26 protein-coding genes and 1 riboswitch are annotated in these 20147 nt (G+C 74.6%); of the genes, 7 read left to right on the forward strand and 19 right to left on the reverse strand.

Translation table 11 applies throughout. The features are described from left to right. Positions 1-14 precede the first annotated feature (14 nt). From ACERUJ_RS04575 to ACERUJ_RS04595, 5 genes are all read right to left on the reverse strand, one after another. On the reverse strand, positions 15-812 hold the full coding sequence (locus tag ACERUJ_RS04575) for a TrmH family RNA methyltransferase (protein WP_372715300.1): 798 nt from the start codon (positions 810-812) through the stop codon (positions 15-17). After that, on the reverse strand, positions 809-1195 hold the full coding sequence (rplT, locus tag ACERUJ_RS04580) for a 50S ribosomal protein L20 (RefSeq protein WP_370247268.1): 387 nt from the start codon (positions 1193-1195) through the stop codon (positions 809-811). The genes ACERUJ_RS04575 and rplT overlap by 4 nt, the downstream gene beginning before the upstream one ends. 66 nt (positions 1196-1261) lie before the next feature. Next, positions 1262-1456, reverse strand: a complete 195-nt coding sequence (gene rpmI / locus ACERUJ_RS04585; protein ID WP_370247269.1) for a 50S ribosomal protein L35 — start codon at positions 1454-1456, stop codon at positions 1262-1264. 102 nt (positions 1457-1558) lie between these two features. Continuing rightward, positions 1559-2242, reverse strand: a complete 684-nt coding sequence (infC, locus tag ACERUJ_RS04590) for a translation initiation factor IF-3 (RefSeq protein WP_370247295.1) — start codon at positions 2240-2242, stop codon at positions 1559-1561. A 287-nt stretch (positions 2243-2529) separates the two neighbouring features. Next, positions 2530-3051: an SseB family protein gene (locus ACERUJ_RS04595; RefSeq protein WP_370247270.1), complete on the reverse strand. Its 522-nt coding sequence runs from the start codon at positions 3049-3051 to the stop codon at positions 2530-2532. Between the two features lie 112 nt (positions 3052-3163). Here ACERUJ_RS04595 and ACERUJ_RS04600 point away from each other — a divergent pair, with 112 nt between their 5' ends. From ACERUJ_RS04600 to ACERUJ_RS04630, 7 genes are read left to right on the forward strand one after another with little or no spacing between them, the layout of a single operon-like run. Then, entirely contained in the window at positions 3164-4042 is an 879-nt protein-coding gene (locus ACERUJ_RS04600) for an ABC transporter permease (protein ID WP_370247271.1), read from the forward strand. Beyond that, positions 4030-4875, forward strand: a complete 846-nt coding sequence (locus ACERUJ_RS04605; RefSeq protein ID WP_370247272.1) for an ABC transporter ATP-binding protein — start codon at positions 4030-4032, stop codon at positions 4873-4875. The genes ACERUJ_RS04600 and ACERUJ_RS04605 overlap by 13 nt, the downstream gene beginning before the upstream one ends. After that, complete coding sequence (locus ACERUJ_RS04610) at positions 4872-5969, forward strand: ABC transporter substrate-binding protein (RefSeq protein WP_370247273.1); 1098 nt, start codon at positions 4872-4874, stop codon at positions 5967-5969. The genes ACERUJ_RS04605 and ACERUJ_RS04610 overlap by 4 nt, the downstream gene beginning before the upstream one ends. Next, entirely contained in the window at positions 5966-7144 is a 1179-nt protein-coding gene (locus tag ACERUJ_RS04615) for an LLM class flavin-dependent oxidoreductase (protein WP_370247274.1), read from the forward strand. Before ACERUJ_RS04610 ends, ACERUJ_RS04615 begins: the two co-directional genes overlap by 4 nt. Before the next feature lie 51 nt (positions 7145-7195). Continuing rightward, on the forward strand, positions 7196-7627 hold the full coding sequence (locus ACERUJ_RS04620) for a hypothetical protein (protein ID WP_370247275.1): 432 nt from the start codon (positions 7196-7198) through the stop codon (positions 7625-7627). A gap of 44 nt (positions 7628-7671) precedes the next feature. Beyond that, positions 7672-8289 carry a 4-amino-4-deoxy-L-arabinose transferase gene (locus ACERUJ_RS04625; RefSeq protein ID WP_370247276.1) on the forward strand — a complete coding sequence of 206 codons (618 nt, stop codon included), beginning with the start codon at positions 7672-7674 and terminating at the stop codon, positions 8287-8289. A 5-nt stretch (positions 8290-8294) separates the two neighbouring features. After that, on the forward strand, positions 8295-9224 hold the full coding sequence (locus ACERUJ_RS04630) for an aldose 1-epimerase family protein (RefSeq protein ID WP_370247277.1): 930 nt from the start codon (positions 8295-8297) through the stop codon (positions 9222-9224). On the opposite strand, the gene ACERUJ_RS04635 is transcribed toward ACERUJ_RS04630, so the two are convergent. From ACERUJ_RS04635 to def, 14 genes are all read right to left on the reverse strand, one after another. Further along, positions 9183-9635, reverse strand: coding sequence for a PH domain-containing protein (locus ACERUJ_RS04635; RefSeq protein WP_370247278.1), 453 nt, complete (start codon positions 9633-9635; stop codon positions 9183-9185). The two genes, ACERUJ_RS04630 and ACERUJ_RS04635, sit on opposite strands and share 42 nt — an antisense overlap. A 2-nt stretch (positions 9636-9637) precedes the next feature. Next, positions 9638-10492 carry an ATP phosphoribosyltransferase gene (hisG, locus tag ACERUJ_RS04640; protein ID WP_370247279.1) on the reverse strand — a complete coding sequence of 285 codons (855 nt, stop codon included), beginning with the start codon at positions 10490-10492 and terminating at the stop codon, positions 9638-9640. A 17-nt stretch (positions 10493-10509) separates the two neighbouring features. Then, the gene (locus ACERUJ_RS04645; RefSeq protein ID WP_370247280.1) at positions 10510-10773 is read right to left on the reverse strand and encodes a phosphoribosyl-ATP diphosphatase; all 264 of its coding nucleotides are present in this window, start codon (positions 10771-10773) and stop codon (positions 10510-10512) included. A 64-nt stretch (positions 10774-10837) separates the two neighbouring features. Beyond that, positions 10838-11311 (reverse strand): 6,7-dimethyl-8-ribityllumazine synthase, encoded by a 474-nt coding sequence (gene ribH / locus ACERUJ_RS04650; protein ID WP_370247282.1) that lies wholly within the window; start codon positions 11309-11311, stop codon positions 10838-10840. Next, a complete protein-coding gene (locus ACERUJ_RS04655; RefSeq protein WP_370247283.1) occupies positions 11311-12654 on the reverse strand; it encodes a bifunctional 3,4-dihydroxy-2-butanone-4-phosphate synthase/GTP cyclohydrolase II in 1344 nt (447 codons plus the stop codon). The genes ribH and ACERUJ_RS04655 overlap by 1 nt, the downstream gene beginning before the upstream one ends. After that, positions 12651-13319, reverse strand: a complete 669-nt coding sequence (locus ACERUJ_RS04660; protein WP_370247284.1) for a riboflavin synthase — start codon at positions 13317-13319, stop codon at positions 12651-12653. Before ACERUJ_RS04660 ends, ACERUJ_RS04655 begins: the two co-directional genes overlap by 4 nt. Further along, positions 13319-14416: a bifunctional diaminohydroxyphosphoribosylaminopyrimidine deaminase/5-amino-6-(5-phosphoribosylamino)uracil reductase RibD gene (ribD, locus tag ACERUJ_RS04665; protein WP_370247285.1), complete on the reverse strand. Its 1098-nt coding sequence runs from the start codon at positions 14414-14416 to the stop codon at positions 13319-13321. Before ribD ends, ACERUJ_RS04660 begins: the two co-directional genes overlap by 1 nt. A 90-nt stretch (positions 14417-14506) precedes the next feature. Beyond that, positions 14507-14636, reverse strand: a riboswitch (FMN riboswitch). Positions 14637-14705: 69 nt separating this feature from the next. Next, complete coding sequence (locus tag ACERUJ_RS04670) at positions 14706-14870, reverse strand: hypothetical protein (protein ID WP_370247286.1); 165 nt, start codon at positions 14868-14870, stop codon at positions 14706-14708. Between the two features lie 117 nt (positions 14871-14987). Further along, a complete protein-coding gene (gene rpe, locus ACERUJ_RS04675; protein ID WP_370247287.1) occupies positions 14988-15653 on the reverse strand; it encodes a ribulose-phosphate 3-epimerase in 666 nt (221 codons plus the stop codon). Between the two features lie 37 nt (positions 15654-15690). After that, the gene (locus ACERUJ_RS04680) at positions 15691-16125 is read right to left on the reverse strand and encodes a hypothetical protein (protein WP_370247289.1); all 435 of its coding nucleotides are present in this window, start codon (positions 16123-16125) and stop codon (positions 15691-15693) included. Continuing rightward, a complete protein-coding gene (gene ligD, locus ACERUJ_RS04685) occupies positions 16122-17084 on the reverse strand; it encodes a non-homologous end-joining DNA ligase (RefSeq protein ID WP_370247290.1) in 963 nt (320 codons plus the stop codon). The genes ACERUJ_RS04680 and ligD overlap by 4 nt, the downstream gene beginning before the upstream one ends. Before the next feature lie 9 nt (positions 17085-17093). Beyond that, positions 17094-18578, reverse strand: coding sequence for an RsmB/NOP family class I SAM-dependent RNA methyltransferase (locus tag ACERUJ_RS04690; RefSeq protein ID WP_370247291.1), 1485 nt, complete (start codon positions 18576-18578; stop codon positions 17094-17096). Continuing rightward, a complete protein-coding gene (gene fmt / locus ACERUJ_RS04695) occupies positions 18571-19515 on the reverse strand; it encodes a methionyl-tRNA formyltransferase (protein WP_370247292.1) in 945 nt (314 codons plus the stop codon). The genes ACERUJ_RS04690 and fmt overlap by 8 nt, the downstream gene beginning before the upstream one ends. After that, positions 19515-20060, reverse strand: a complete 546-nt coding sequence (def, locus tag ACERUJ_RS04700; protein WP_370247293.1) for a peptide deformylase — start codon at positions 20058-20060, stop codon at positions 19515-19517. Before def ends, fmt begins: the two co-directional genes overlap by 1 nt. Positions 20061-20147 lie beyond the last annotated feature (87 nt).

A 20147-nucleotide genomic window follows, 5' to 3' on the forward strand; every position in this document is an offset into this window, starting at 1 on the left:
CTAGGGCGGACCGCTCAGCGTCGGGCGCGGGCGCTCTCGTAGAGGCACAGCGCGGCGGCGGTGGAGAGGTTGAGACTCTCGGCCCGGCCCCGGATCGGGATGGCGACCTCGTCGTCGGCCAGCGCGAGGAGGTCGGGGTCCAGGCCGTGGGCCTCGTTGCCGAACAGCCACGCCACCGGCTGCTGCAGCAGCGGGGCGGCGTCGAAGAGGTCCACGCGCCCGGTGGCGGTGGTGGCGAGCACGCGGAAGCCGGCCGACTTCGCCGCCAGGACGGCGGCCCGCGCGTCGGGCTCGACCGCGACGGGCAGGTGGAACGCACTGCCCGCGCTGGCCCGGATGGTCTTGGGGTTGTGCAGGTCGACGGCACGACCGGCCAGCACGACGCCGCCCGCGCCGGCGGCGTCGGCACAGCGGATGACGGTCCCGGCGTTGCCGGGGTCGTTGACGTCGGCGCACACGGCGACGAACCCGCCCACCAGCGCCTCGCCCAGCGGCACGTCGATCGAGCGGCACACGGCCAGGATGCCGGCGGGTGAGACGGCGTCGGAGAGCGCCGCGAGCGCCCGGTCGTCGACACGGGTCAGCACGACCCCGTCGGGCACGCCGGGCAGCCCGGGCAGCCCGGGCAGCAGGTCGTCGGCGCCGGGGCCGAGCAGGACCTCGACGGCGACGCCGGCAGCCAGCGCCGCCTCGACCGCGTTGCGCCCCTCGGCGAGGAAGAGCCGCCGCGCCGGTCGCTCGGAGCGGCGGGTCAGGCGCCGTAGCTGCTTGACGCGAGCGTTGCTCGCGCCCAGCGGGGCGTCGATGCTCAGGCGGAGACCTTGGGCGCGTTGACGTCCTCGGGCAGCGCGGCCTTGGCCTGGGCGACCAGCGCCGAGAAGGCGGCCGGGTCGTTGACGGCGAGGTCGGCGAGGATCTTGCGGTCGACCTCGACGCCGGCCAGGTTCAGGCCCTGGATGAAGCGGTTGTAGGTCAGGCCCTCGGCACGGGCGGCCGCGTTGATGCGCTGGATCCAGAGGCGACGGAAGTTGCCCTTGTTCTTGCGGCGGTCGTTGTAGCTGTAGACCAGCGAGTGGGTGACCTGCTCCTTGGCCTTGCGGTACAGGCGCGAGCGCTGGCCGCGGTAGCCGCTGGCGCGCTCGAGGGTGGTCCGACGCTTCTTCTGGGCGTTCACTGCGCGCTTGACGCGAGCCATGGTCTTACTCCTTGGTGCAACGGGTGGTCGCGGCGGACCGCGAGGGGGTCGGGGGAAGCGGGAGGGTCAGAGACCCAGCAGCTTCTTCGCGCGCGGGACGTCGGCCTTGGCGACCTCCGTGGTGCCGGCCATCCGGCGGGTCACCTTCGAGGGCTTCTTCTCGAGGTTGTGGCGCAGGCCGGCCTTCTGGCGGCGGATCTTGCCCGACCCGGTCACCCGGAAGCGCTTGCTGGCTCCCGAGTGGGTCTTGTTCTTCGGCATCTGAATCTCCTCGTGGTCACTCTCGGCGCGGGGCCGAACGTGCGGGGTGGAGCACCCGCCGGCGGACGGGTGCGGGGTGGCCCCGGCGAGCGGGGCGCAGGATCAGGCCTCGATCTCGGGATCGAGGTTCTCGGAGCGGCGGCGCTCCTTCTTGGCGGCCACGGGACCGGCGGCGTGCGCGGCCTCGCGCTCGGCGGCCTCCTCGGCCTCGGCGGCGGCCCGCTCGGCGGCCTTCTCGGCCTTCTGCACGAGGTGGTCGGCCTTGGCCTCGGCCTTCGTCTTGTGGGGACCCAGGACCATGATCATGTTGCGGCCGTCCTGCTTGGGGGACGACTCGACGAAGCCCAGCTCGGTGACGTCCTCGGCCAGCCGCTGGAGCAGGCGGAAGCCCAGCTCGGGGCGGTGCTGCTCACGACCGCGGAACATGATCGTGATCTTGACCTTGTCGCCGGCCTTGAGGAACCGGACCACGTGACCCTTCTTGGTCTCGTAGTCGTGGGCGTCGATCTTCGGACGAAGCTTCATCTCCTTGATGATCACGTTCGTCTGGTTCCGACGTGCCTCACGGGCCTTCTGGGCGTTCTCGTACTTGAACTTCCCGTAGTCCATGAGCTTGCAGACGGGCGGGCGGGCCGCGGGAGCGACCTCGACCAGGTCGAGGTCGGCCTCCTGGGCCAGCTTGAGGGCCTGATCGGTCGGCACGATGCCGACCGTCTCGCCGTTGGGTCCGACGAGGCGGACCTCGGGAACCCGGATCCGCTCGTTGATACGCAGCTCGGTGCTGATGTGTCCTCCAGGGGCTGGGAAACGATGGGGTTCACCCCCTCGACATCCGGCCGCGTCGCCGCCGGATCCTCACGAGGGACCACGAGCGGAGGCGACGCACCTCCTGCCGACGCCGTCCGGGGTGGACGGAACCGGACCGGGAGGTCCGTGGGACCTGGACCCGACGATCTGTGCGGCGGGCCGCGGCGATCGATGCGGGTGGGAGACGATGGAGCTGTCTTCCGCTTGTGGGGACGCCGTGCCCGCGAGCGGGCATGACGAACCGGTCAGAGACCGATGGTACGCGCTCAGCCCACCGGGGGCGAATCGGGGACCGCCGGCCCCAGCCAGACGACGTCGTCGCCGACCCGGGCCAGGCGCCAGCCGGCCGCGAACGCCCGCAGGTCCTCCCCCTCGAGCACGAACCGCACCGGCCCGGCGAGGTCGAGGACCAGCGCCTGCGCACCCTCCTGGACCGCCGCCAGGGCCGCGGTCTCGGCGGCCACCGGCACCGGCCGGGCCTCGGGGTCCCAGGCCGCCATGGCGGCGAGGGAGGTGAACCCGAGCAGGGCCACCCGGCCGTCGCGGCCCCGCATCAGCACCGCCGCCATGTCGGCGGACTTGTCGTGGGCCAGGCCGCGCGCGTCGACCTCGACCTCCCCGAGCACCGCCACGACGGGGACCAGCACCCGCGTGCCCTGCAGGGCGGCCACGGCCTCCGGGCGCCGCGCCGGGTCGGCGTGCCAGGCGTCGAGCGCCGCCCGCACGGCGGGATCGGCCTCGCCGGTGTCGTCCGGGAAGGCCGGGGCGAGGAGGTCGCGAGCGCTCACACCCCCAGTCTCGCGGCGCCCCTCGGGACGGCCAAACCCAGCCCTGTACCCGGACACGCCGAGGCTCAACCCCATTTGGTTTAACTCTAGTGACTTGATAGGAATTGACGTCATGTCCACCACCCGATCCCCCGCACTCGGACCACCCCCCGACCCCGTGACCACGACGGCCGACACCGCGCGATCCGCGGCGCCCGGCGTCGCCACCACCGGCCCGACGAGCCGCAAGACCCGGTCCGGCCGCTCCCCCTGGCGGTTCCTGCGCCGGTGGGTGTCGCCGGTCGTCGTCGTCGCGCTGTGGCAGCTGGCCAGCAGCACCGGCGTGCTCGACGAGCGGACCCTGGCCTCGCCCGCCACGATCCTGCAGACGGCCTGGCAGCTCGCCGCCGACGGCGTGCTCGGCTCGGCCACCCTCACCTCGCTGCAGCGCGCGGCCCTCGGGTTCGCGATCGGCGCCACGATCGGCGTCACGCTCGCGGTCGTCGCCGGCCTGTGGCGGATCGGCGAGGACGCCATCGACCCGCTCATGCAGATGCTGCGCACCCTGCCGCACTTCGGCCTGATCCCGCTGTTCATCCTCTGGATGGGCGTGAACGAGACCCCGAAGCTGGCCCTGATCGCCATGGGCGTGTGCTTCCCCCTCTACCTCAACACCGTCGCCGGGATCCGCGGGATCGACACCCGCATGCTCGAGGCCGCCCGGTCGATGAACCTGTCCTGGGGGCAGCGCCTGCGGCACGTCGTCGTGCCGGGCGCCCTCCCGCAGGCGCTGGTGGGCCTGCGCCAGAGCCTGGGCGTGGCCTGGCTCTCGCTGATCGTCGCCGAGACCATCGCGGCCGACAACGGCCTGGGCCACATGATCAACCTCGCCCGGGAGTTCCAGCAGACCGACACCATCGTCGTCGGTCTGGCCGTCTACAGCCTGCTCGGTCTGGCGACCGACGCGATCGTCCGCTACCTGGAAGGCAGGGCCCTGGCATGGCGCGGCTGACCCCCACCCCGTCCGCCGACAGCATCGAGCCCCCCGTGGTCGAGGTCCGCGGCCATCGCCGGTCCTTCGGCGACCAGGTCGTCCTCGACGGCGTCGACCTCGAGCTGCAGCCCGGGGAGTTCGTGGCCCTGCTGGGCCGCTCCGGCTGCGGCAAGTCCCCGCTGCTGCGCAGCCTCGCCCGCCTCGACCCGGTACCGGCCGGCGAGGTGACCGTGCGGGGCCGCAGCGCCGTGGCCTTCCAGGAGCCGCGGCTGCTGCCCTGGCGCAGCGCCCACGAGAACGTGGCCCTGGCCCTGCTCAACTCCCCCGACCGCGTGGCCCGCGCCGCGCGCCGTGAGCGCGCCCGCGACACCCTCGCCGAGGTGGGCCTGGGCGCCCGCCTCGACGCCTGGCCGCGCGAGCTCTCCGGAGGGCAGGCCCAGCGCGTGTCGCTGGCCCGGGCCCTGGTGAGCGACCCCGCGCTGCTGCTGCTCGACGAGCCCTTCAGCGCCCTCGACGCGCTGACCCGCATGGAGATGCACCAGCTGGTCATCGACCTGTGGCGCCGCCACCGGATGGCGGTGCTCATCGTCACCCACGACGTCGACGAGGCACTCGCCCTCGCCGACCGCGTGCTGGTGATGGAGCACGGCCGCATCGAGCACCGCTTCGAGATCACCTCCCGTCGCGACGACCGCGACCACACCAACCCCGAGATCGGCCGCATCCGCACCGAGGTGCTGCGGGCCGTCGGCGTCGAGCCGACCCCGCCGCGCACCCAGCGGGCCGGCGACCCGACCTCGACCACCCCCGGCGGCGAAGGCCGCCACCGAGCCTCGACAGGAGCAGCATGACCATCCGACGTCCCCACCCCACCCGCACCCTCGGGAGCACGCGCGCACGACGCTCCGGCGTCCTCGCGGCCGCCGCGGCGCTGCTCGCCGCCGCCCTCACCGGATGCGGTTCCGACGCCACCGGCAACGAGGCCGCGATCCGCGACGACGGCACGGTCGACCTCGCCAAGGTCACCCTGATCGTCGGGGACCAGAAGGGGGGCTCCCGGGCGCTGCTGCAGGCCGCCGGGCTCCTCGACGACATCCCCTACGACATCACCTGGGAGGAGTTCACCTCCGGTCCCCCGCTGCTCGAGGCGATGAACGCCAACGCCCTGCACGTCGGCGGGGTCGGCAACACCCCGCCGATCTTCTCCGCCGCGGGCGGCTCGGAGTTCAAGGTCGTCCAGGCCGCCACCTACGGCGGCCTCGGGGATGCCCTGGTGGTCCAGCAGGACTCGCCGCTGCGCACCGTGGCCGACCTCGAGGGCAAGACGGTGGCCGTGGCCCCCGGCAGCTCGGCGAACTACAACCTGCTCGCCCAGCTCCAGGCCGCGGGCCTCTCCTACGACGACATCACGGTCAAGAGCCTGCAGCCCGCCGACGCGCTCACCGCGTTCAGCGGCGGCTCGATCGACGCGTGGGCCATCTGGGAGCCCTTCACCTCCCAGGCCGAGCAGGACGCCGGCGCCCGCGTGCTGGCCGACGGCAGCACCCTGATGAACGGCTACACCTTCCAGGTCGCCTCCGACGTCGCCCTGGAGGACCCGGCCACCTCGGCCGCGCTGGAGGACTACCTCTCCCGGATCGCCCAGGCCCAGGCCTGGTCGGCCACGCACAAGGAGGAGTGGGCGAAGGTCTGGGCCGCCGAGACCGGTCTGCCCGAGTCGATCACCGTCGCGGCCGTGGCCAAGCGCACCATCGAGACCCTCCCGATCGACTCCACGATCATCGACTCCGAGCAGCAGATGGCCGACGCCTTCGCCGACGCCGGGCTGATCCCGGAGAAGGTCGACATGAGCGGGTTCTTCGACGACCGCTTCAACGACGCCACCACCGGCACCGGAGCCGGTACCGCGAGCACCACCACCACCAGCGGCGGGGCCGCCTCGTGACGCGCCCGGTACGGCTGCACTGGTTCCTGCCCACCTCCGGCGACTCCCGCTCCCTGCTCGGGGCGGGCCAGGGGGTGCCCCACGACGTGGCGCAGTCATTGGCCGAGACCGCGACCCACGGCTTCCGGGCCCCGACGATCGACTACCTCGCCGACGTCGCCCGCACCGCCGAGCGGCTCGGCTTCACCGGGGTGCTGACCCCGACCGGCACCTTCTGCGAGGACGCGTGGCTGGTGACCGCCGCCCTGCTGCGCGAGACCACCCGGCTGCGGTTCCTGGTCGCCTTCCGACCCGGGGTGATCAACCCCGTGCTCGCCGCGCAGATGGCGGCCGCGTACCAACGGATCTCGGGCGGTCGGCTGATGCTCAACGTCGTCACCGGTGCCGAGCCGCGCGAGCAGGCGCGCTTCGGCGACGAGATCGGTGCGGGCGACAAGGACGCGCGGTACCGCCGCACCGGGGAGTTCCTCGAGGTGCTGCGCGGCACCTGGGAGCAGGCGCCCTACGACCACCGCGGGGAGTTCTTCGCCGCCGAGCAGGCGATCATCGGCGGGACGCCCGTCGACCGTCCCGATCTCTACTTCGGGGGCAGCTCGGACGCCGCCCTCCGCGTCGCGGCCGAGCAGGTGGACGTCTACCTCACCTGGGGCGAGCCGCCGGCGCTGGTGGCGGAGAAGATCGAGCGGGTCCGGGCCCTGGCCGCCGCCCGCGGCCGGACCGTCCGCTTCGGCCTGCGGATCCACACGCTCTCGCGCGACACCCACGAGCAGGCCTGGGCCCACGCCCAGTGGCTGCTCGACAGCCTGGACCCGCGCGCGGTGGAGGCCGCCCAGTCGGCGCTGCAGGAGAGCCGCTCGACCGGCCAGCAGCGGATGCTGGCGCTGCACGGCGGAGCGACCGCCGTGCGCGAGGCCGGGGGGCGCATCGGCGCCCACGACCTGGAGGTCTCGCCCGGGCTGTGGGCCGGCGTCGGGCTCGTGCGCGGAGGGGCCGGCACCGCACTGGTGGGCTCCCACGAGGAGGTCGCCGAGCGCCTCGGCGAGTACGCCGACCTCGGGATCGAGGAGTTCATCCTCTCGGGGTACCCCCACCTCGAGGAGGCCCACTGGTTCGCCGAGGGCGTCATGCCGCACCTGCGGCGCCGCGGGCTGCTCACCGCGCCGGCGTCGTCCTGACCCGGCCCCGGAGCCGCACCCGGCCGTGACCCCGTGTGGCAGGCTCGCACCATGGAGCAGACCGGCTACGGCGCGCTCACCCTGGCACTCGTCCTGGGTGGGAGCGCCGGCACATGGTGGGCCTGGCGCCGGCGCGGCGCCGTCAGCGGGCTGCGGTGGGGGGCGGCCACCCTGCTCGTGGTGGCCGCCTACCTCACCCGCACCCTGCAGCTGATCGGCCGGATCGCCGACGCCGTGGGCGACTGGGCGGCGCGGCTGGTGTTCAGCCCGTCCGTCTGGGTCGGGCTGGGCGTCGCACTGCTGGCGGTCCTGGTGTGGCTCGCCGCCGGGTTCCTGGAGCGCCGCGGCCGCGGCGCCGCACCCACCGCAGCGGTCCCGCCGACGCCGGCGACGGCACCGCGGGGCGCCGTCGCCGGCGGGGGTGCGGGCACCGACGAGTTCGCCGACATCGAGGCCCTGCTGCGTCGTCGCGGCATCACGTGAGCACGGCACCTCCCCCGCCCGGGAACCCGCCCGACAGCCCGCCCGTGGCCGCGACCGCCGCGGCGATCGTCACCGAGGCGCTCGCGCTGGTGCGCCGTCGCCCGCCGACGCTCGGCCGGCTGCGACTGCTGGCCGTCGACGGACCCGCGGGGTCGGGCAAGACCACGCTGGCCGAACGACTCGTGGCGGCGGCCCCGGGCAGTGCCCTGGTGCACGTCGACGACCTCCTGGACGGCTGGGACGGTCTCCCGCGGGTGGGCGAGGCGGTGCGCGCCGCCTTGCTCCCGCTCGCGGCGGGCGGCACGGGCACCTACACCCGCTACGACTGGGTCGCCGGGGCGCCCGGCGAGACGGTGCGTCTCACCGCGCCGCCTTCGGGCCTGGTGGTCCTGGAGGGCGTGGGGGCCGCGGGCCCCCGCGTCCGCGATCTCGCCACCGCGATCGTCTGGGTCGAGGCCGGCAGCGCCGAGCGGCTGCGCCGCGGGCTGGCCCGCGACGGCGCGCACCTGGCGCCGGAGTGGGGGCGGTTCCGGGTCGCCGAGCAGGCCCACTTCGCCGAGGCCGGCACCCGCGCCCACGCCGACCTGCACTGGTGGACGGGGACCGGTCCGTCCACGGGCGTGGACGGCGACGTCGACACGACCGCGGGCGTGATCGGATAGCGCGCATGCTGCCTCCCAGCGGTGACCAGTTCCGGCTCACGGCCGGCGGCTACGACGCGGTCGTGACCGAGAGCGGCGGTGCCCTGCGCCTGCTGCACCACGAGGGGCGGGCCCTGCTGGACGGCTTCGCCGAGGACGCGACGGCCTCGGCGGGGCGCGGTCAGCTGCTGATGCCGTGGCCCAACCGCATCCGCGACGGGCGCTACTCCTTCGCGGGGGAGGACCTGCAGCTGCCGATCACCGAGCCCGCCCGTCAGCACGCCTCCCACGGCCTGGCGCGCTGGGTGGCCTGGACGGTGCAGGAGCACACCCCGCGCTCGGTGGTGCTGCACTACCGGCTGATGGCCCAGACCGGGTACCCCTGGACGTTGGACCTGCAGGTGGTCTACGACCTCTCCGCCGACGGGCTCACCGTCACCCAGACCGCCACGAACACCGGCCCCACGCCCGCGCCCTACGCCTGCGGCGCCCACCCCTACCTGCAGGTCGGTGGTGGTCCGCTGGACTCCTGGGAGCTGACGCTGCCGGCACGCACGCGCGCGCTGGTCGACGACCGGCTGATCCCCCTTGGGACCGAGCCCGTGGCGGGCACGCCCTACGACTTCACCGCACCGCGCCCGATCGGCGACCTGGTGCTCGACGACGCCTTCACCGACCTCGAGCGCGACGAGACCGGCGAGGCCACCGTGCTGCTGCATGATCCCGCCGAGGGCCGCACCGTGGCCCTGTGGGTCGGCCCGGAGGTCCGCTGGCTGCAGCTGTTCACGGGACACGGGACCGGCGCCGCCCGCCGCTCGCTGGCGGTGGAGCCGATGACGGCCAACGCCGACGCCTTCAACTCCGGGATCGACCTGCTCGTCCTGGGGCCCGCGGGCAGCGGCACCGACGAGGTGTCAGTGACCTGGGGGATACGGACGGTCGAGGAGGGCGCGTAGCGCCGCGACGCCCTGCCGGGCGCGGGCGCCGTCGGAGCCCTGGAGCGCCATGACCGACACGGTCGAGCCGTCGTTGAGGTCCAGCGTCGCCCACGGCTGGCCGGGCCGCAGCCGGATCGCGATGACCTGCGGCCATTCCAGGCGCCGCGACCGGTAGCCGTTGACGACCACGAGCGCGTCCTCGGTGGCGGTGACCCGGCAGCGCGCCAGGGCGTGCAGGCACGCCAGGCCCAGGCCGAACATCAGCACGGCGGTGCCGCGCTGGAAGGGCGTGACGGCCTGCTTGGTGTTCTCGTCGAAGCTGATCCACAGCATCGCCAGGATCGCGACCAGCGCACCGCCGCCCACCGCGCCGGCGATCCGCGGACCCAGCGGACGCCAGGTGCGCGGGAGGTCGGGGAGTTCGCTCATGCTCACAACCGGCAGGCGTGGATGTCGGTGAGCAGGATGCCGCGGGCGCCGAGGTCGTAGAGCTCGTCCATCAACCGGTTCGCGCCCTCGCGGGGCACCATCGCCCGCACCGCGCTCCAGCCGGCGCGCTGCAGCGGCGCGACGGTGGGCGCCTCGATGCCGGGCGTGAGGGCCGTGGCGGCGGCGAGGTCGACGTCGGCGACGTCGTAGTCCATCATCACGTAGCTGCGGGCCACCAGCACGCCCTGCAGGCGGCGCTTGAAGATGTCCAGCGCCCCGCCGGACACCCCGGGCCGGGTGATGAGCACGGCCTCGGACTCCAGCACGGGCTCACCGAACGTCTCCAGGCCGGCGCGCCGCAGCGTCGTGCCGGTCTCGACGACGTCGGCGATGGCGTCGGCGACCCCGAGCTGGATGCTGGTCTCGACCGCGCCGTCGAGGCGCACGACCGTGGCCGCGATCCCGCGCACGGCGAGGTAGTCCTGCACGATCCCGACGTAGGAGGTCGCGATCCGGGTGCCGGCGAGGTCGGCGGCGTCGGTGAAGCGGCCCACGGGGCCGGCGAAGCGGAAGGTGCTGCGGCCGAACCCGAGGTCGAGCGCCTCCTCCGCCTTGGCGCCGGAGTCGCGCAGCAGGTCGCGGCCGGTGATGCCGACGTCGAGGGTGCCCTCGCCGACGTAGAGCGCGATGTCGCGGGGGCGCAGGTAGAAGAACTCCACCCCGTTCTCGGGGTCGGTGAGGGTGAGCTGCTTGCTGTCCTCGCGCTGGCGGTAGCCGGACTCGCGCAGCATGTCGGAGGCGGACTGGGACAGCGAGCCCTTGTTGGGGATCGCGATCCGCAGCGGGCTGTCGGTCATGGGAGCGGCCTTCGGGGTCACAGGTGGGCGTAGACGTCGTCGAGCTCGATGCCGGCGGCCAGCATGAGCACCTGGGCGTGGTAGAGCAGCTGGCTGATCTCCTCCGCGGCCCGCTCGGCACCTTCGTGCTCGGCGGCCATCCAGGACTCCGCGGCCTCCTCGACCAGCTTCTTGCCGATGGCATGGACGCCGGCGTCGAGGGCGGCGACCGTGCCGGATCCCTCGGGACGGGTGCGGGCCTTCTCGGACAGCTCGGCCCACAGGGCGTCGAACGTCTTCACGAGGGCCAGCCTACGGTCTGTCGCGCCCGGTCCCCGCACCCGCGGGGACCGGCGAGACCGGCCCTCACGCGAGCGTGGCGAGGGTGCGGGCGGTGAGCAGGGCCGCCGAGGCCGCCTCGTGGCCCTTGTCCTCCACCGAGCCGGGGAGTCCGGCGCGGTCCAGCGCCTGCTGCTCGGTGTCGCAGGTGAGCAGGCCGAAACCCACGGGCGTCGCGTGGTCGAGCGCGACCCGGGTCAGGCCGTCGGTGGCGGCCGAGCAGACGTAGTCGAAGTGGGGGGTGCCGCCCCGGATGACCACGCCCAGCGCGACGACGACGTCGTAGCCGGCGCGGGCCAGGGCGTCGGCGGCCACCGGCAGCTCGAAGGCACCCGGCACCCGCACCAGGCGGGGCTCGACGACGCCGAAGTCGGCGCACGCGCGCTGCGCACCCGCCACCAGGCCGTCCATCACCTGGGTGTGCCAGCTGGCGGCGAGGATCGCCACCCGCAGGTCGCTGCAGTCCACCGGCTCGGTGGTGGGGGCGCCGTGTCCGGCCATCAGTCGTCTCCCTCGGCGGTGTGGATCGCGGTGTCGATCGGGGCGCCCGCTGCGGCCGTGGTCGGAAGGTCGGGCAGCTGGTGGCCCATCCGGTCGCGCTTGGTGAGCAGGTAGGCCAGGTTGTGGTCGTTGGGGTGCGGCGTGAGCGGCACGCGCTCGGTGACGGTGACGCCGTACTCCTCGAGGTTGGCGACCTTGTCGGGGTTGTTGGTGAGCAGCCGCACGGCGCCGACGCCGAGGTCCTTGAGGATCTGGGTGGCGGTGCCGTAGTGGCGGGCGTCGGCCGGCAGGCCGAGGTCGAGGTTGGCGTCGACGGTGTCGCGGCCGCCGTCCTGGAGCTGGTAGGCCTGCAGCTTCGCGACCAGGCCGATGCCGCGGCCCTCGTGGCCGCGCAGGTACACCACGACGCCGCGGCCGGCGGCCACGATGCGCTCCAGCGCCTCGTCGAGCTGCGGCCCGCAGTCGCAGCGGTGGCTGCCGAAGACGTCGCCGGTCAGGCACTCCGAGTGCACCCGGGTGAGCACGGGCTCGTCGCCCGCCTCGGCCAGGTCGCCGTGCACGAGCGCGATGTGCTCGGAGCCGTCGGTGGTGATGCGGTAGCCGTAGGCGGTGAACTCCCCCGCCCGCGTGGGGAGCCGGGTCTCCGCGGCCCGCTCGACGAGGATCTCGTGACGGCGCCGGTAGCGCACGAGGTCCTCGATGGAGATCATCGCGAGGTCGTGCTCGTCGGCGAAGGCCCGCAGCTCGGGGGCCCGCTTCATGGTGCCGTCGTCGTTGACGACCTCCACCAGCACCCCGGCGGGGGTGAGCCCGGCGAGCCGGGCGAGGTCGACGGCGGCCTCGGTGTGGCCCCGGCGCACGAGCACCCCGCCCTCGCGGTAGCGCAGCGGGAACACGTGCCCGGGGCGGGTGAGCTCCCACGGCTCGGTGGCGCTGTCGGCCAACACGCGGCAGGTGCGGGCCCGGTCGGCGGCGGAGATGCCGGTGCTGGTGCCGTCGCGGGCGTCCACCGAGATCGTGTACGCGGTGCGGTAGGCGTCCTTGTTGTGCGGGGTCATCAACGGGATCTCGAGCCGGTCGAGCATCGCACCCGGCATCGGCACGCAGATCACGCCGCTGGAGTGACGGATCGTGAACGCCATCAGCTCCGGGGTGGCCTTGCTGGCGGCGAAGATGATGTCGCCCTCGTTCTCACGGCCCTCGTCGTCGACCACCACGACGGCGCGACCGGCCGCGATGTCGGCGATGGCGCGATCGACGGAGTCGAGCCGGACGCCGCCGTGCTGGGGCGCGCCCAGCCCGGCGGCGGACAGCAGGTCGTCGGGGGTGTGGGCGGCGGTCATCGCGCGCCTCCTTCGCTGGCGGGGGTGGGGGTGCTGGCAGGCTGACCGGGCTGACCAGGCTGGCCGAGCTGGCCGAGACGCGCCTCGAGGAGCTTCTCGACGTGCTTGGCCAGCACGTCCACCTCGAGGTTCACCGCCTCGCCCGGCTGCCGCAGGCCCAGCGTGGTGCGGGCGAGGGTCTCGGGGATGAGCGAGACGGTGAAGCTGGTGGGGGTGACGTCCACGACGGTGAGGCTCACGCCGTCGACGGTGATCGAGCCCTTCTCGACGAGGTAACGGCCGAGCTCGGCGGGCATCGCGATCTCCACGATCTCCCAGTGCTCGGAGGGGCGGCGGGCCACGACGTGGCCCACGGAGTCGACGTGGCCCTGCACGATGTGACCGCCCAGCCGCTTGTCGGCGGTGACGGCCCGCTCGAGGTTGACCCGGTGTCCGGGGGCGATGCCGGCCAGGCTGGTGCGGTCCAGCGACTCCTGCATCACGTCGGCGGTCCAGCGGGCGCCGTCGTGGCTGACGACGGTGAGGCAGCAGCCGTTGACGGCGATGGAGTCGCCCAGGCCGGTGCCCTCGAGCACGGTGGTGGCGGCGACGGTGAGTCGGATGGCGTCTCCCTGCTCCTCGACCGCCTCGACGGTGCCGAGCTCTTCGACGATGCCGGTGAACATCAGTTCCCTCCTGCGGGACGGGGCGTCGCGGTGACGCGCACGTTGGGCTGCTCCCCCGCCGCGGCGGGCGGGAGCACGGTCAGGTCGGTGACCTCGGGGCGCAGGGCCTGCTCGATCGAGGTCACTCCGAGGTCGGCGACGGCGGGCGTGCCGGCGCCGAGGAGCACGGGGGCGAGGTAGGCGACGATCTCGTCCACCAGGCCGGCCCGCACGAACGCGGCGGCCAGGGCGGGACCGCCCTCGAGCAGGACGTGGCGCCGGCCGAGGTCGAACAGCGTCGCCAGGGCGGCCTCGGGGTCGCGGGTGCGCAGGTGGCGCCCGGGCTCCCCGTCGGTGCCCGCGGGGGCCCACAGGCGCAGGGACTCCGGGAGGTCGCGCTCCCCCATGACCACGCGCAGCGGCTGGTGCGCCAGGTCGACGCCGTCGTCGTCGCGCACGGTGAGCGCGGGATCGTCGGCCAGCGCGGTACCGGTGCCGACGAGCATGACGTCGACCTGCGCCCGCAGCCGGTGGACGTCGCGGCGCGCGGCGAGCGAGGTGATCCAGCGGCTGGAGCCGTCGGCGGCCGCGGATCGACCGTCGAGACCGGCGGCGAACTTCCAGGTCACGAGGGGGCGGCCGGTGGCGATGCCGTGGAGCCAGGCGCGGTTCAGGGCACGGGCCTGGGCACCGCCCAGGCCGGCGACCACCTCGACCCCGGCGGCTCGCAACGTCGCGGCCCCGCCCGCGGCGATCGCGTGCGGGTCGCCCGTGGCGTAGACGACGCGACGCACCCCGGCGGCGATCAGCGCCCGGGCGCAGGGGCCCGTGCGGCCGGTGTGGTTGCACGGCTCCAGGGTCACGACCGCGGTGGTCCCGCGCGCCGCCTCCCCCGCCCGCGCCAGGGCGTCGGCCTCGGCGTGGGCCGTCCCCGCGCCGCGGTGGTGGCCCTCCGCGACCGTCCGGCCGGCGTCGTCGAGCAGCACGCTGCCGACCCGCGGGTTGGGACCCAGCGGCACCCCCGGGGAGGCGGCGAGCGCGAGCGCGCGCGCCATCGCCGCCGTCTCGGCCGGCACGGGCCAGTCGGCAGCGCCCTCGAGGAGGTGCGGGTCGGTCATCGTGGTCTCTCGGGTCCGGTCGCGCGCTCCTGGGGCGACTCGGACGACGACGCACGGCTCCGCCGGGGCGGAACAGGCGTCGAGGACCTCGTGCGTGCGCTTCCCATCCGGACTCTGACCGTCGGTCCAGGAATTCCACCTGGTCAACCGGTGGCTGGCTGCCACCGGGTCGCGGACTCTCACCGCCGGCTCGGAATTTCACCGACCCCAGTGCACGCGAGCATGTGCTCGTCGTTCCTAGCGTGCCACAGGGGGCGACACGCCGGTGGTGGGGTTCACATGACGTCCGTCACGCGGACGCCGCGGGACCCCCGGACCGCCGGGCGCGCCGGGCGACGTGGTCGAGCAGACCCACGTACGCCCAGCCGAACCACGCCGGCCAGGGGACCGTGAACGCCAGGCCGAGCACGCACAGGGCAGCGCCCGCGATCAGCCAGCCGTCCACGAACCTCACGCGCAGGAACTTACTGCATCGACTCACTCGACTAAAGCGGGGCACGCCAGGCGTGACCACGACCCCGGCAGGCGGGCCCTGCCACGCGCCGCTCGTCCCGGCGTCGAGGAGGCGGGATCAGGGGCGGGCGGCCTCGGCGGCGGCGCGGAGGGAGGCGATCATCGCGTCGGGGTCCTCGGCGGAGTAGACGGCGCTGCCGGCCACGAACACGTCCGCGCCGGCCTCGGCGCACCGCGTGATCGTGTCGAGGCTGACGCCGCCGTCGACCTGCAGGGCGGTCGCGACCCCGTGGCGGTCGAGCATCGCCCGCGCGCGGCGGATCTTGGGCAGGCACAGGTCGAGGAACTTCTGACCGCCGAAACCGGGCTCCACGGTCATGATGAGGAGCATGTCCAGCTCGGGCAGCAGGTCCTCGTAGGGCTCGATCGGGGTGGCGGGGCGCAGGGCCATGCTGGCGCGCCCACCGGCGGCGCGGATCTCGCGCGCCAACCGCACCGGGGCCCGGGCCGCCTCCACGTGGAAGGTCACCGACGCGCAGCCGGCCTCGACGTAGGCGGGCGCGTGCCGGTCGGCGTCCTCGATCATCAGGTGGGCGTCGAGCGGGATCGAGGTGCTGCGGGCCAGTGCCTCGACCATCGTCGGACCGAAGGTCAGGTTGGGCACGAAGTGGTTGTCCATGACGTCGACGTGCACCATGTCGGCGCCCGGGATCCGGGCGATCTCCGCGCCCAGGGCGGCGAAGTCGGCGTTGAGGATGGACGGGGTGATCTGGACGTGTCCCACGGGCGCCCACGGTAGCGGCGCAGCCCGTCGGCCGGACTCAGGTCGGGTCCTCCCGAGACAACCGGACCTCGAGGTCGGCCATCTGCGCCCCGAGCAGCTCGAGGGCCCGGACGGCCGCGAGCGCCAGCCGGGGCGCCTCGGCCAGGGAGTGCTCCCGCTGGTAGGTGGGGTAGTCCGGGGACCAGGGCCGCGACCAGCCCTGCCGCTCCAGGGCGGCCTGCTGCGCGGCGTCCATCGGCCACTCCCCGCCGAACTCCGTGGCACCGACGCACTCCCCGATCAGCACGTCGCGGGCGGCGGTGATGCGCACGAAGCGCGTCGGGGCCGCCGGCCCACCCGACGCCGCGCGCCGCCGCCAGCGGGAGCGCGGTGCCTGCGGCGCCCGCTCCCGGATCTCGAGCACGTCGTGCAGGTCCAGGCCGAGGATCGCGCCGGTGAGGCGACGGTTGAGGTCCTCCCAGGTGCCGTTCATCCCGCGTCCTCCTCCGGCACCGGGGCGCCCGCGGCCTCGTCGCGCGCGGCCCACTCCAGCAGCGGGGCCAGGTCGAAGACGTCGCGGTCGATGTCGGCGTGCAGGTCGCCGATCGCGGCGAACCGGGCCGGCATCGTGAGGATCGTGAAGTCGTCGGGCTCGCAGTCGGGGACCTCCTCCCAGCGCACCGGCGCCGACACGCGGCCGTCCGGGCGTCCGCGCACCGAGTAGGCCGCCGCGATCGTGTGGTCGCGGGCGTTCTGGGTGTAGTCGTCGAACAGGTGGCCCGGGTCGCGGTCCTTGCGCCACCACGCGGTGGTGACGTCGTCGGGGCAGCGCCGCTCGACCTCGCGGGCGAAGGCCAGCGCGGCGCGCCGCACGGCCCGGTGGTCGTGGTCGGGGCGCACCCGCACGTAGACGTGCAGGCCGGCGCCGCCACTGGTCTTGGGGTGTCCCACGGCCCCGAGCTCGTCGAGCACCTCGTGCACGACGCCGGCCACGCGCCGCACCTGCGCCCAGTCCGAGGCCGGCCCCGGGTCGAGGTCGATGCGCCACTCGTCGGGCTTCTCGACGTCGTCGCGGCGACTGTTCCACGGGTGGAACTCGACGGTCGACATCTGCACCGCCCAGATGATGCTGCCGAGCTCGGTGACGCACAGCTCGTCGGCGGTGCGTCCCCAGCGGGGGAAGAACAGCTCCACCGTCTCGACCCACGGCGGCGCGCCGGCGGGCAGCCGCTTCTGGTGCACCTTGGGGCCGGCCAGACCCTTCGGGAAGCGGTGCAGCATGCAGGGCCGCTCGTAGAGCGCGGTGAGCAGGCCCTCCCCCACGGCGAGGTAGTACTCCACCAGGTCCAGCTTGGTGAGCCCGAGGTCGGGGAAGTACACGCGATCGGGGTTGGACACGCGCACGACGCGGTCGTCGACCTCGATCTCGACCGCCGGTGCGCTGGACGCCATGCCCGAAGGCTAGTCCGCGGGCCCCTCGGCAGGCCCGTCCGGCCGGCGCAGGAGCGCCATGAACATCGCGTCGGTGCCGTGGCGGTGGGGCCACAGCTGCACGGTGCCGGGCAGCGGCCCGGCGGCGTCGGGCACCGCGGGCAGCACGTCGGCGACGTCCTCGAGCACGACGCCGGGACGCGAGGCGAGCACGGACTGCACCACGCCGGCGGTCTCCATCAGCACCGGCGAGCAGGTGGCGTAGAGCACCACCCCACCGGGCCGGACGAGGTCGAGCGCCGCGCCGAGCAGCTCCTTCTGCAGCAGCCCGAGGTCGATGAGGTCCTCGGGACGACGCCGCCAGCGCGCCTCGGGACGACGTCGCAGCGCCCCGAGCCCGGTGCAGGGCACGTCGACCAGCACGCGGTCGGCGCCACCGGGCCGCAGCGGGGGACGCCGGCCGTCGGCGGCGACCACGCCCACCACGCCCGGCGCGCCGGTCGCGGCCACCGTGGCGCCGGCGCCGAGGGCGCGCGCGACCAGGCCGGCGCGGTGCGGGGCGTGCTCCACCGCCAGCAGGCCGGCGCCGCGCTCGGCGGCCAGGGCCGCGAGCAGGGAGGCCTTGCCGCCGGGCCCCGCGCACAGGTCCACCCACGTGCGGTCCGGTCCGCGCGGCGCCGCGGCGGCGAGCGCGAGCGCGACCAGCTGCGACCCCTCGTCCTGCACCCCGGCTCGACCCTCCGCGACGGCCGGGATCGCACCCGGCGCGCCGCCGTGGGAGACGACGCCGTACGGCGAGTACGGGGTCGGGTCGCCCGGGAGCTCCTCCCGGGTCGCCCGGCCCGGACGGGCCACGAGGGTGACCGCGGGCGGCTCGTTGTCGGCGGCGAGCAGGTCGTCGATCTCCGCGGCCCGCTCCCCCAGGGCGTTGCGCAGCTCGCGCACCACCCAGGCGGGATGGCTGTGGGCCACCGCGGCATGCCCGATCGGGTCGGTCGCGGCGTTCGGGGCGACCTGCGGCACCCACTCCTCCAGCGACCGCGCCGCCACCTTGCGCAGCACCGCGTTGGCGAGCCCGGCCGCACCGGGGTTGGCGACGTCGCGCACGAGGTCGACGGTGGTGCTGATGGCGGCGTGCACCGGCACCCGCATCGCCAGGAGCTGGTGGCAGCCCAGCCGCAGGGCGTCCAGCACCCCGGCGTCGAGTCGGGTCAGGGGGCGGTCGACGCAGGCCGCGAGGACGGCGTCGTAGGTGCCGCGACGGCGCAGCGCACCCGAGGCGAGCTCGGTGGCGAAGCCGGCGTCGCGCGGGTCGAGCGCGTAGTGGCGCACGACCGCCGGGAGCACGAGGTTGGCGTAGGCGTCGGCGGTGCGCACCGCCTTGAGCACCTCGTAGGCGGCCCGACGCGGCGGGTCGGAGACGGGCCGGGAGGTGCCGCCGGCAGGCCGGGCGCCCGGACGGCGGTCCGGACGGGGTCCCCGCTGACCCGTGCGGCGGCGGGGCGGCTCAGTCACCCTCGCCGAACCGGACCCCGGACTCCAGCCGGACCCCCCGGGCCCAGTCGGCGGCCGGCATCTGCTTCTTCCCGAACGCCTTGACCTCGCCCAGGCGCACGGGGTCGGTGCCGGTGCCCACCAGCACCTCGTTCTTGGACACCCGCAGCTCACCGGGCGCGAGCGGCGCTGCGTCGGGGGCCGCGGCCACCGGGACGACCGGTCCGATCTTGATGCGCTCGCCGTCGTGCAGCGACCAGGCGCCGGGCCCGGGCGTGCAGGCCCGGATCCGACGGTCCACGCCCACCGCGGGCTCGGACCACACGATGCGCGCGTCCTCGACGGTGATCTTCGGGGCCATGCTCACCCCCTCGGCCTGCTGCTCGCGGGCCTCCAGGGTGCCGTTCTCCAGACCGTCGAGGGTGGCGACGAGCAGTCCCGCGCCGCCCTCGGCGAGGCGGCCGAGCAGGTCGCCCGCGGTGTCGGTGGGCCGGATCCGCTCGGTCATGACACCGAAGGTGGGGCCGGCGTCCATCTCCTTGACGATCCGGAACGTGGTGGCGCCGGTGACCTCGTCGCCGGCCCACAGCGAGTGCTGCACCGGCGCGGCGCCGCGCCAGGCGGGCAGGCAGGAGAAGTGCAGGTTGACCCAGCCCAGCGGCGGGATGTCGAGCGCCGACTGCGGCAGCAGGGCGCCGTAGGCGACCACCGGGCAGCAGTGGGGCTCCAGCGCGCGCAGGGCGGCCTGGAACTCCGGGTCGCGCGGGTGGTCGGGCTTGAGGACGGGCACGCCGAGCTCCTCGGCGCGCTGCGCCACCGGGCTCGCGACGAGGCGCCGACCGCGACCCGCGGGAGCGTCGGGCCGGGTGACCACGCCGACCAGCTCGTGGGAGGAGGCCGCGATGGCCTCCAGGGACGGCAGCGCCACCTCGGGCGTGCCGGCGAAGACGACGCGCATCAGAACCCCCATCCCCGCGTCGGGTGCGGGCTCACCTTGATCGTCGGCTTCTCCAGCCCGAACCACTCCGACTCCCGGATCTCGCGCATCGCGGCCTTGCGGGCGGCGTCGTCGAGGCGGTCGACGAACAGCACCCCGTCCAGGTGGTCGGTCTCGTGCTGGATCGCGCGGGCCAGCAGGTCGCTGCCCTCGATCGTGATCGGCTCCCCGTGCATCGAGAACCCCCGCGCGACGACGGAGCGCGCCCGGCGGCAGTCGTAGACCAGGCCGGGGATCGACAGGCAGCCCTCGTCGCCGTCCTGGGTGTCCTCCGACAGCGACAGGTCGGGGTTGATGAGGTGACCCACCTCGCCGTCGACGTTCCAGGTGAACACCCGCAGGCCGACACCGAGCTGGGGCGCGGCCAACCCGGCGCCACGGGCGTCCAGCATCGTGTCGGTGAGGTCGGAGACCAGGGCGCGCAGCTCGCGGTCGAACGTCACGACCTCCAGCGCGGGCTTGCGCAGCACCGGGTCGCCGAAGAGCCGGATCGGGCGGATCGCCACAGCACTCCTTCTCGGGACGTCGTGAGGTCGGGGGTGCTGTTCGTCGTCGTCACCAGCGGAATGCACCGGATCGGGGCCCGAAGTGGT

It is taken from the genome of Nocardioides sp. (assembly GCF_964228225.1).
Lineage (GTDB): Bacteria > Actinomycetota > Actinomycetes > Propionibacteriales > Nocardioidaceae > Nocardioides.

Excerpts from the sequence above, each read along its gene's own strand:
- rplT (WP_370247268.1), bottom strand. The coding sequence starts at position 1,195 with ATGGCTCGCGTCAAGCGCGCAGTGAACGCCCAGAAGAAGCGTCGGACC.
- rpmI (WP_370247269.1), bottom strand. The coding sequence starts at position 1,456 with ATGCCGAAGAACAAGACCCACTCGGGAGCCAGCAAGCGCTTCCGGGTG.
- ACERUJ_RS04600 (WP_370247271.1), top strand. The coding sequence starts at position 3,164 with ATGTCCACCACCCGATCCCCCGCACTCGGACCACCCCCCGACCCCGTG.
- ACERUJ_RS04605 (WP_370247272.1), top strand. The coding sequence starts at position 4,030 with ATGGCGCGGCTGACCCCCACCCCGTCCGCCGACAGCATCGAGCCCCCC.
- ACERUJ_RS04610 (WP_370247273.1), top strand. The coding sequence starts at position 4,872 with ATGACCATCCGACGTCCCCACCCCACCCGCACCCTCGGGAGCACGCGC.
- ACERUJ_RS04620 (WP_370247275.1), top strand. The coding sequence starts at position 7,196 with ATGGAGCAGACCGGCTACGGCGCGCTCACCCTGGCACTCGTCCTGGGT.
- ACERUJ_RS04630 (WP_370247277.1), top strand. The coding sequence starts at position 8,295 with ATGCTGCCTCCCAGCGGTGACCAGTTCCGGCTCACGGCCGGCGGCTAC.
- ACERUJ_RS04635 (WP_370247278.1), bottom strand. The coding sequence starts at position 9,635 with ATGAGCGAACTCCCCGACCTCCCGCGCACCTGGCGTCCGCTGGGTCCG.
- hisG (WP_370247279.1), bottom strand. The coding sequence starts at position 10,492 with ATGACCGACAGCCCGCTGCGGATCGCGATCCCCAACAAGGGCTCGCTG.
- ribH (WP_370247282.1), bottom strand. The coding sequence starts at position 11,311 with ATGGCCGGACACGGCGCCCCCACCACCGAGCCGGTGGACTGCAGCGAC.
- ACERUJ_RS04655 (WP_370247283.1), bottom strand. The coding sequence starts at position 12,654 with ATGACCGCCGCCCACACCCCCGACGACCTGCTGTCCGCCGCCGGGCTG.
- ACERUJ_RS04660 (WP_370247284.1), bottom strand. The coding sequence starts at position 13,319 with ATGTTCACCGGCATCGTCGAAGAGCTCGGCACCGTCGAGGCGGTCGAG.
- ribD (WP_370247285.1), bottom strand. The coding sequence starts at position 14,416 with ATGACCGACCCGCACCTCCTCGAGGGCGCTGCCGACTGGCCCGTGCCG.
- ACERUJ_RS04680 (WP_370247289.1), bottom strand. The coding sequence starts at position 16,125 with ATGAACGGCACCTGGGAGGACCTCAACCGTCGCCTCACCGGCGCGATC.
- ligD (WP_370247290.1), bottom strand. The coding sequence starts at position 17,084 with ATGGCGTCCAGCGCACCGGCGGTCGAGATCGAGGTCGACGACCGCGTC.
- fmt (WP_370247292.1), bottom strand. The coding sequence starts at position 19,515 with ATGCGCGTCGTCTTCGCCGGCACGCCCGAGGTGGCGCTGCCGTCCCTG.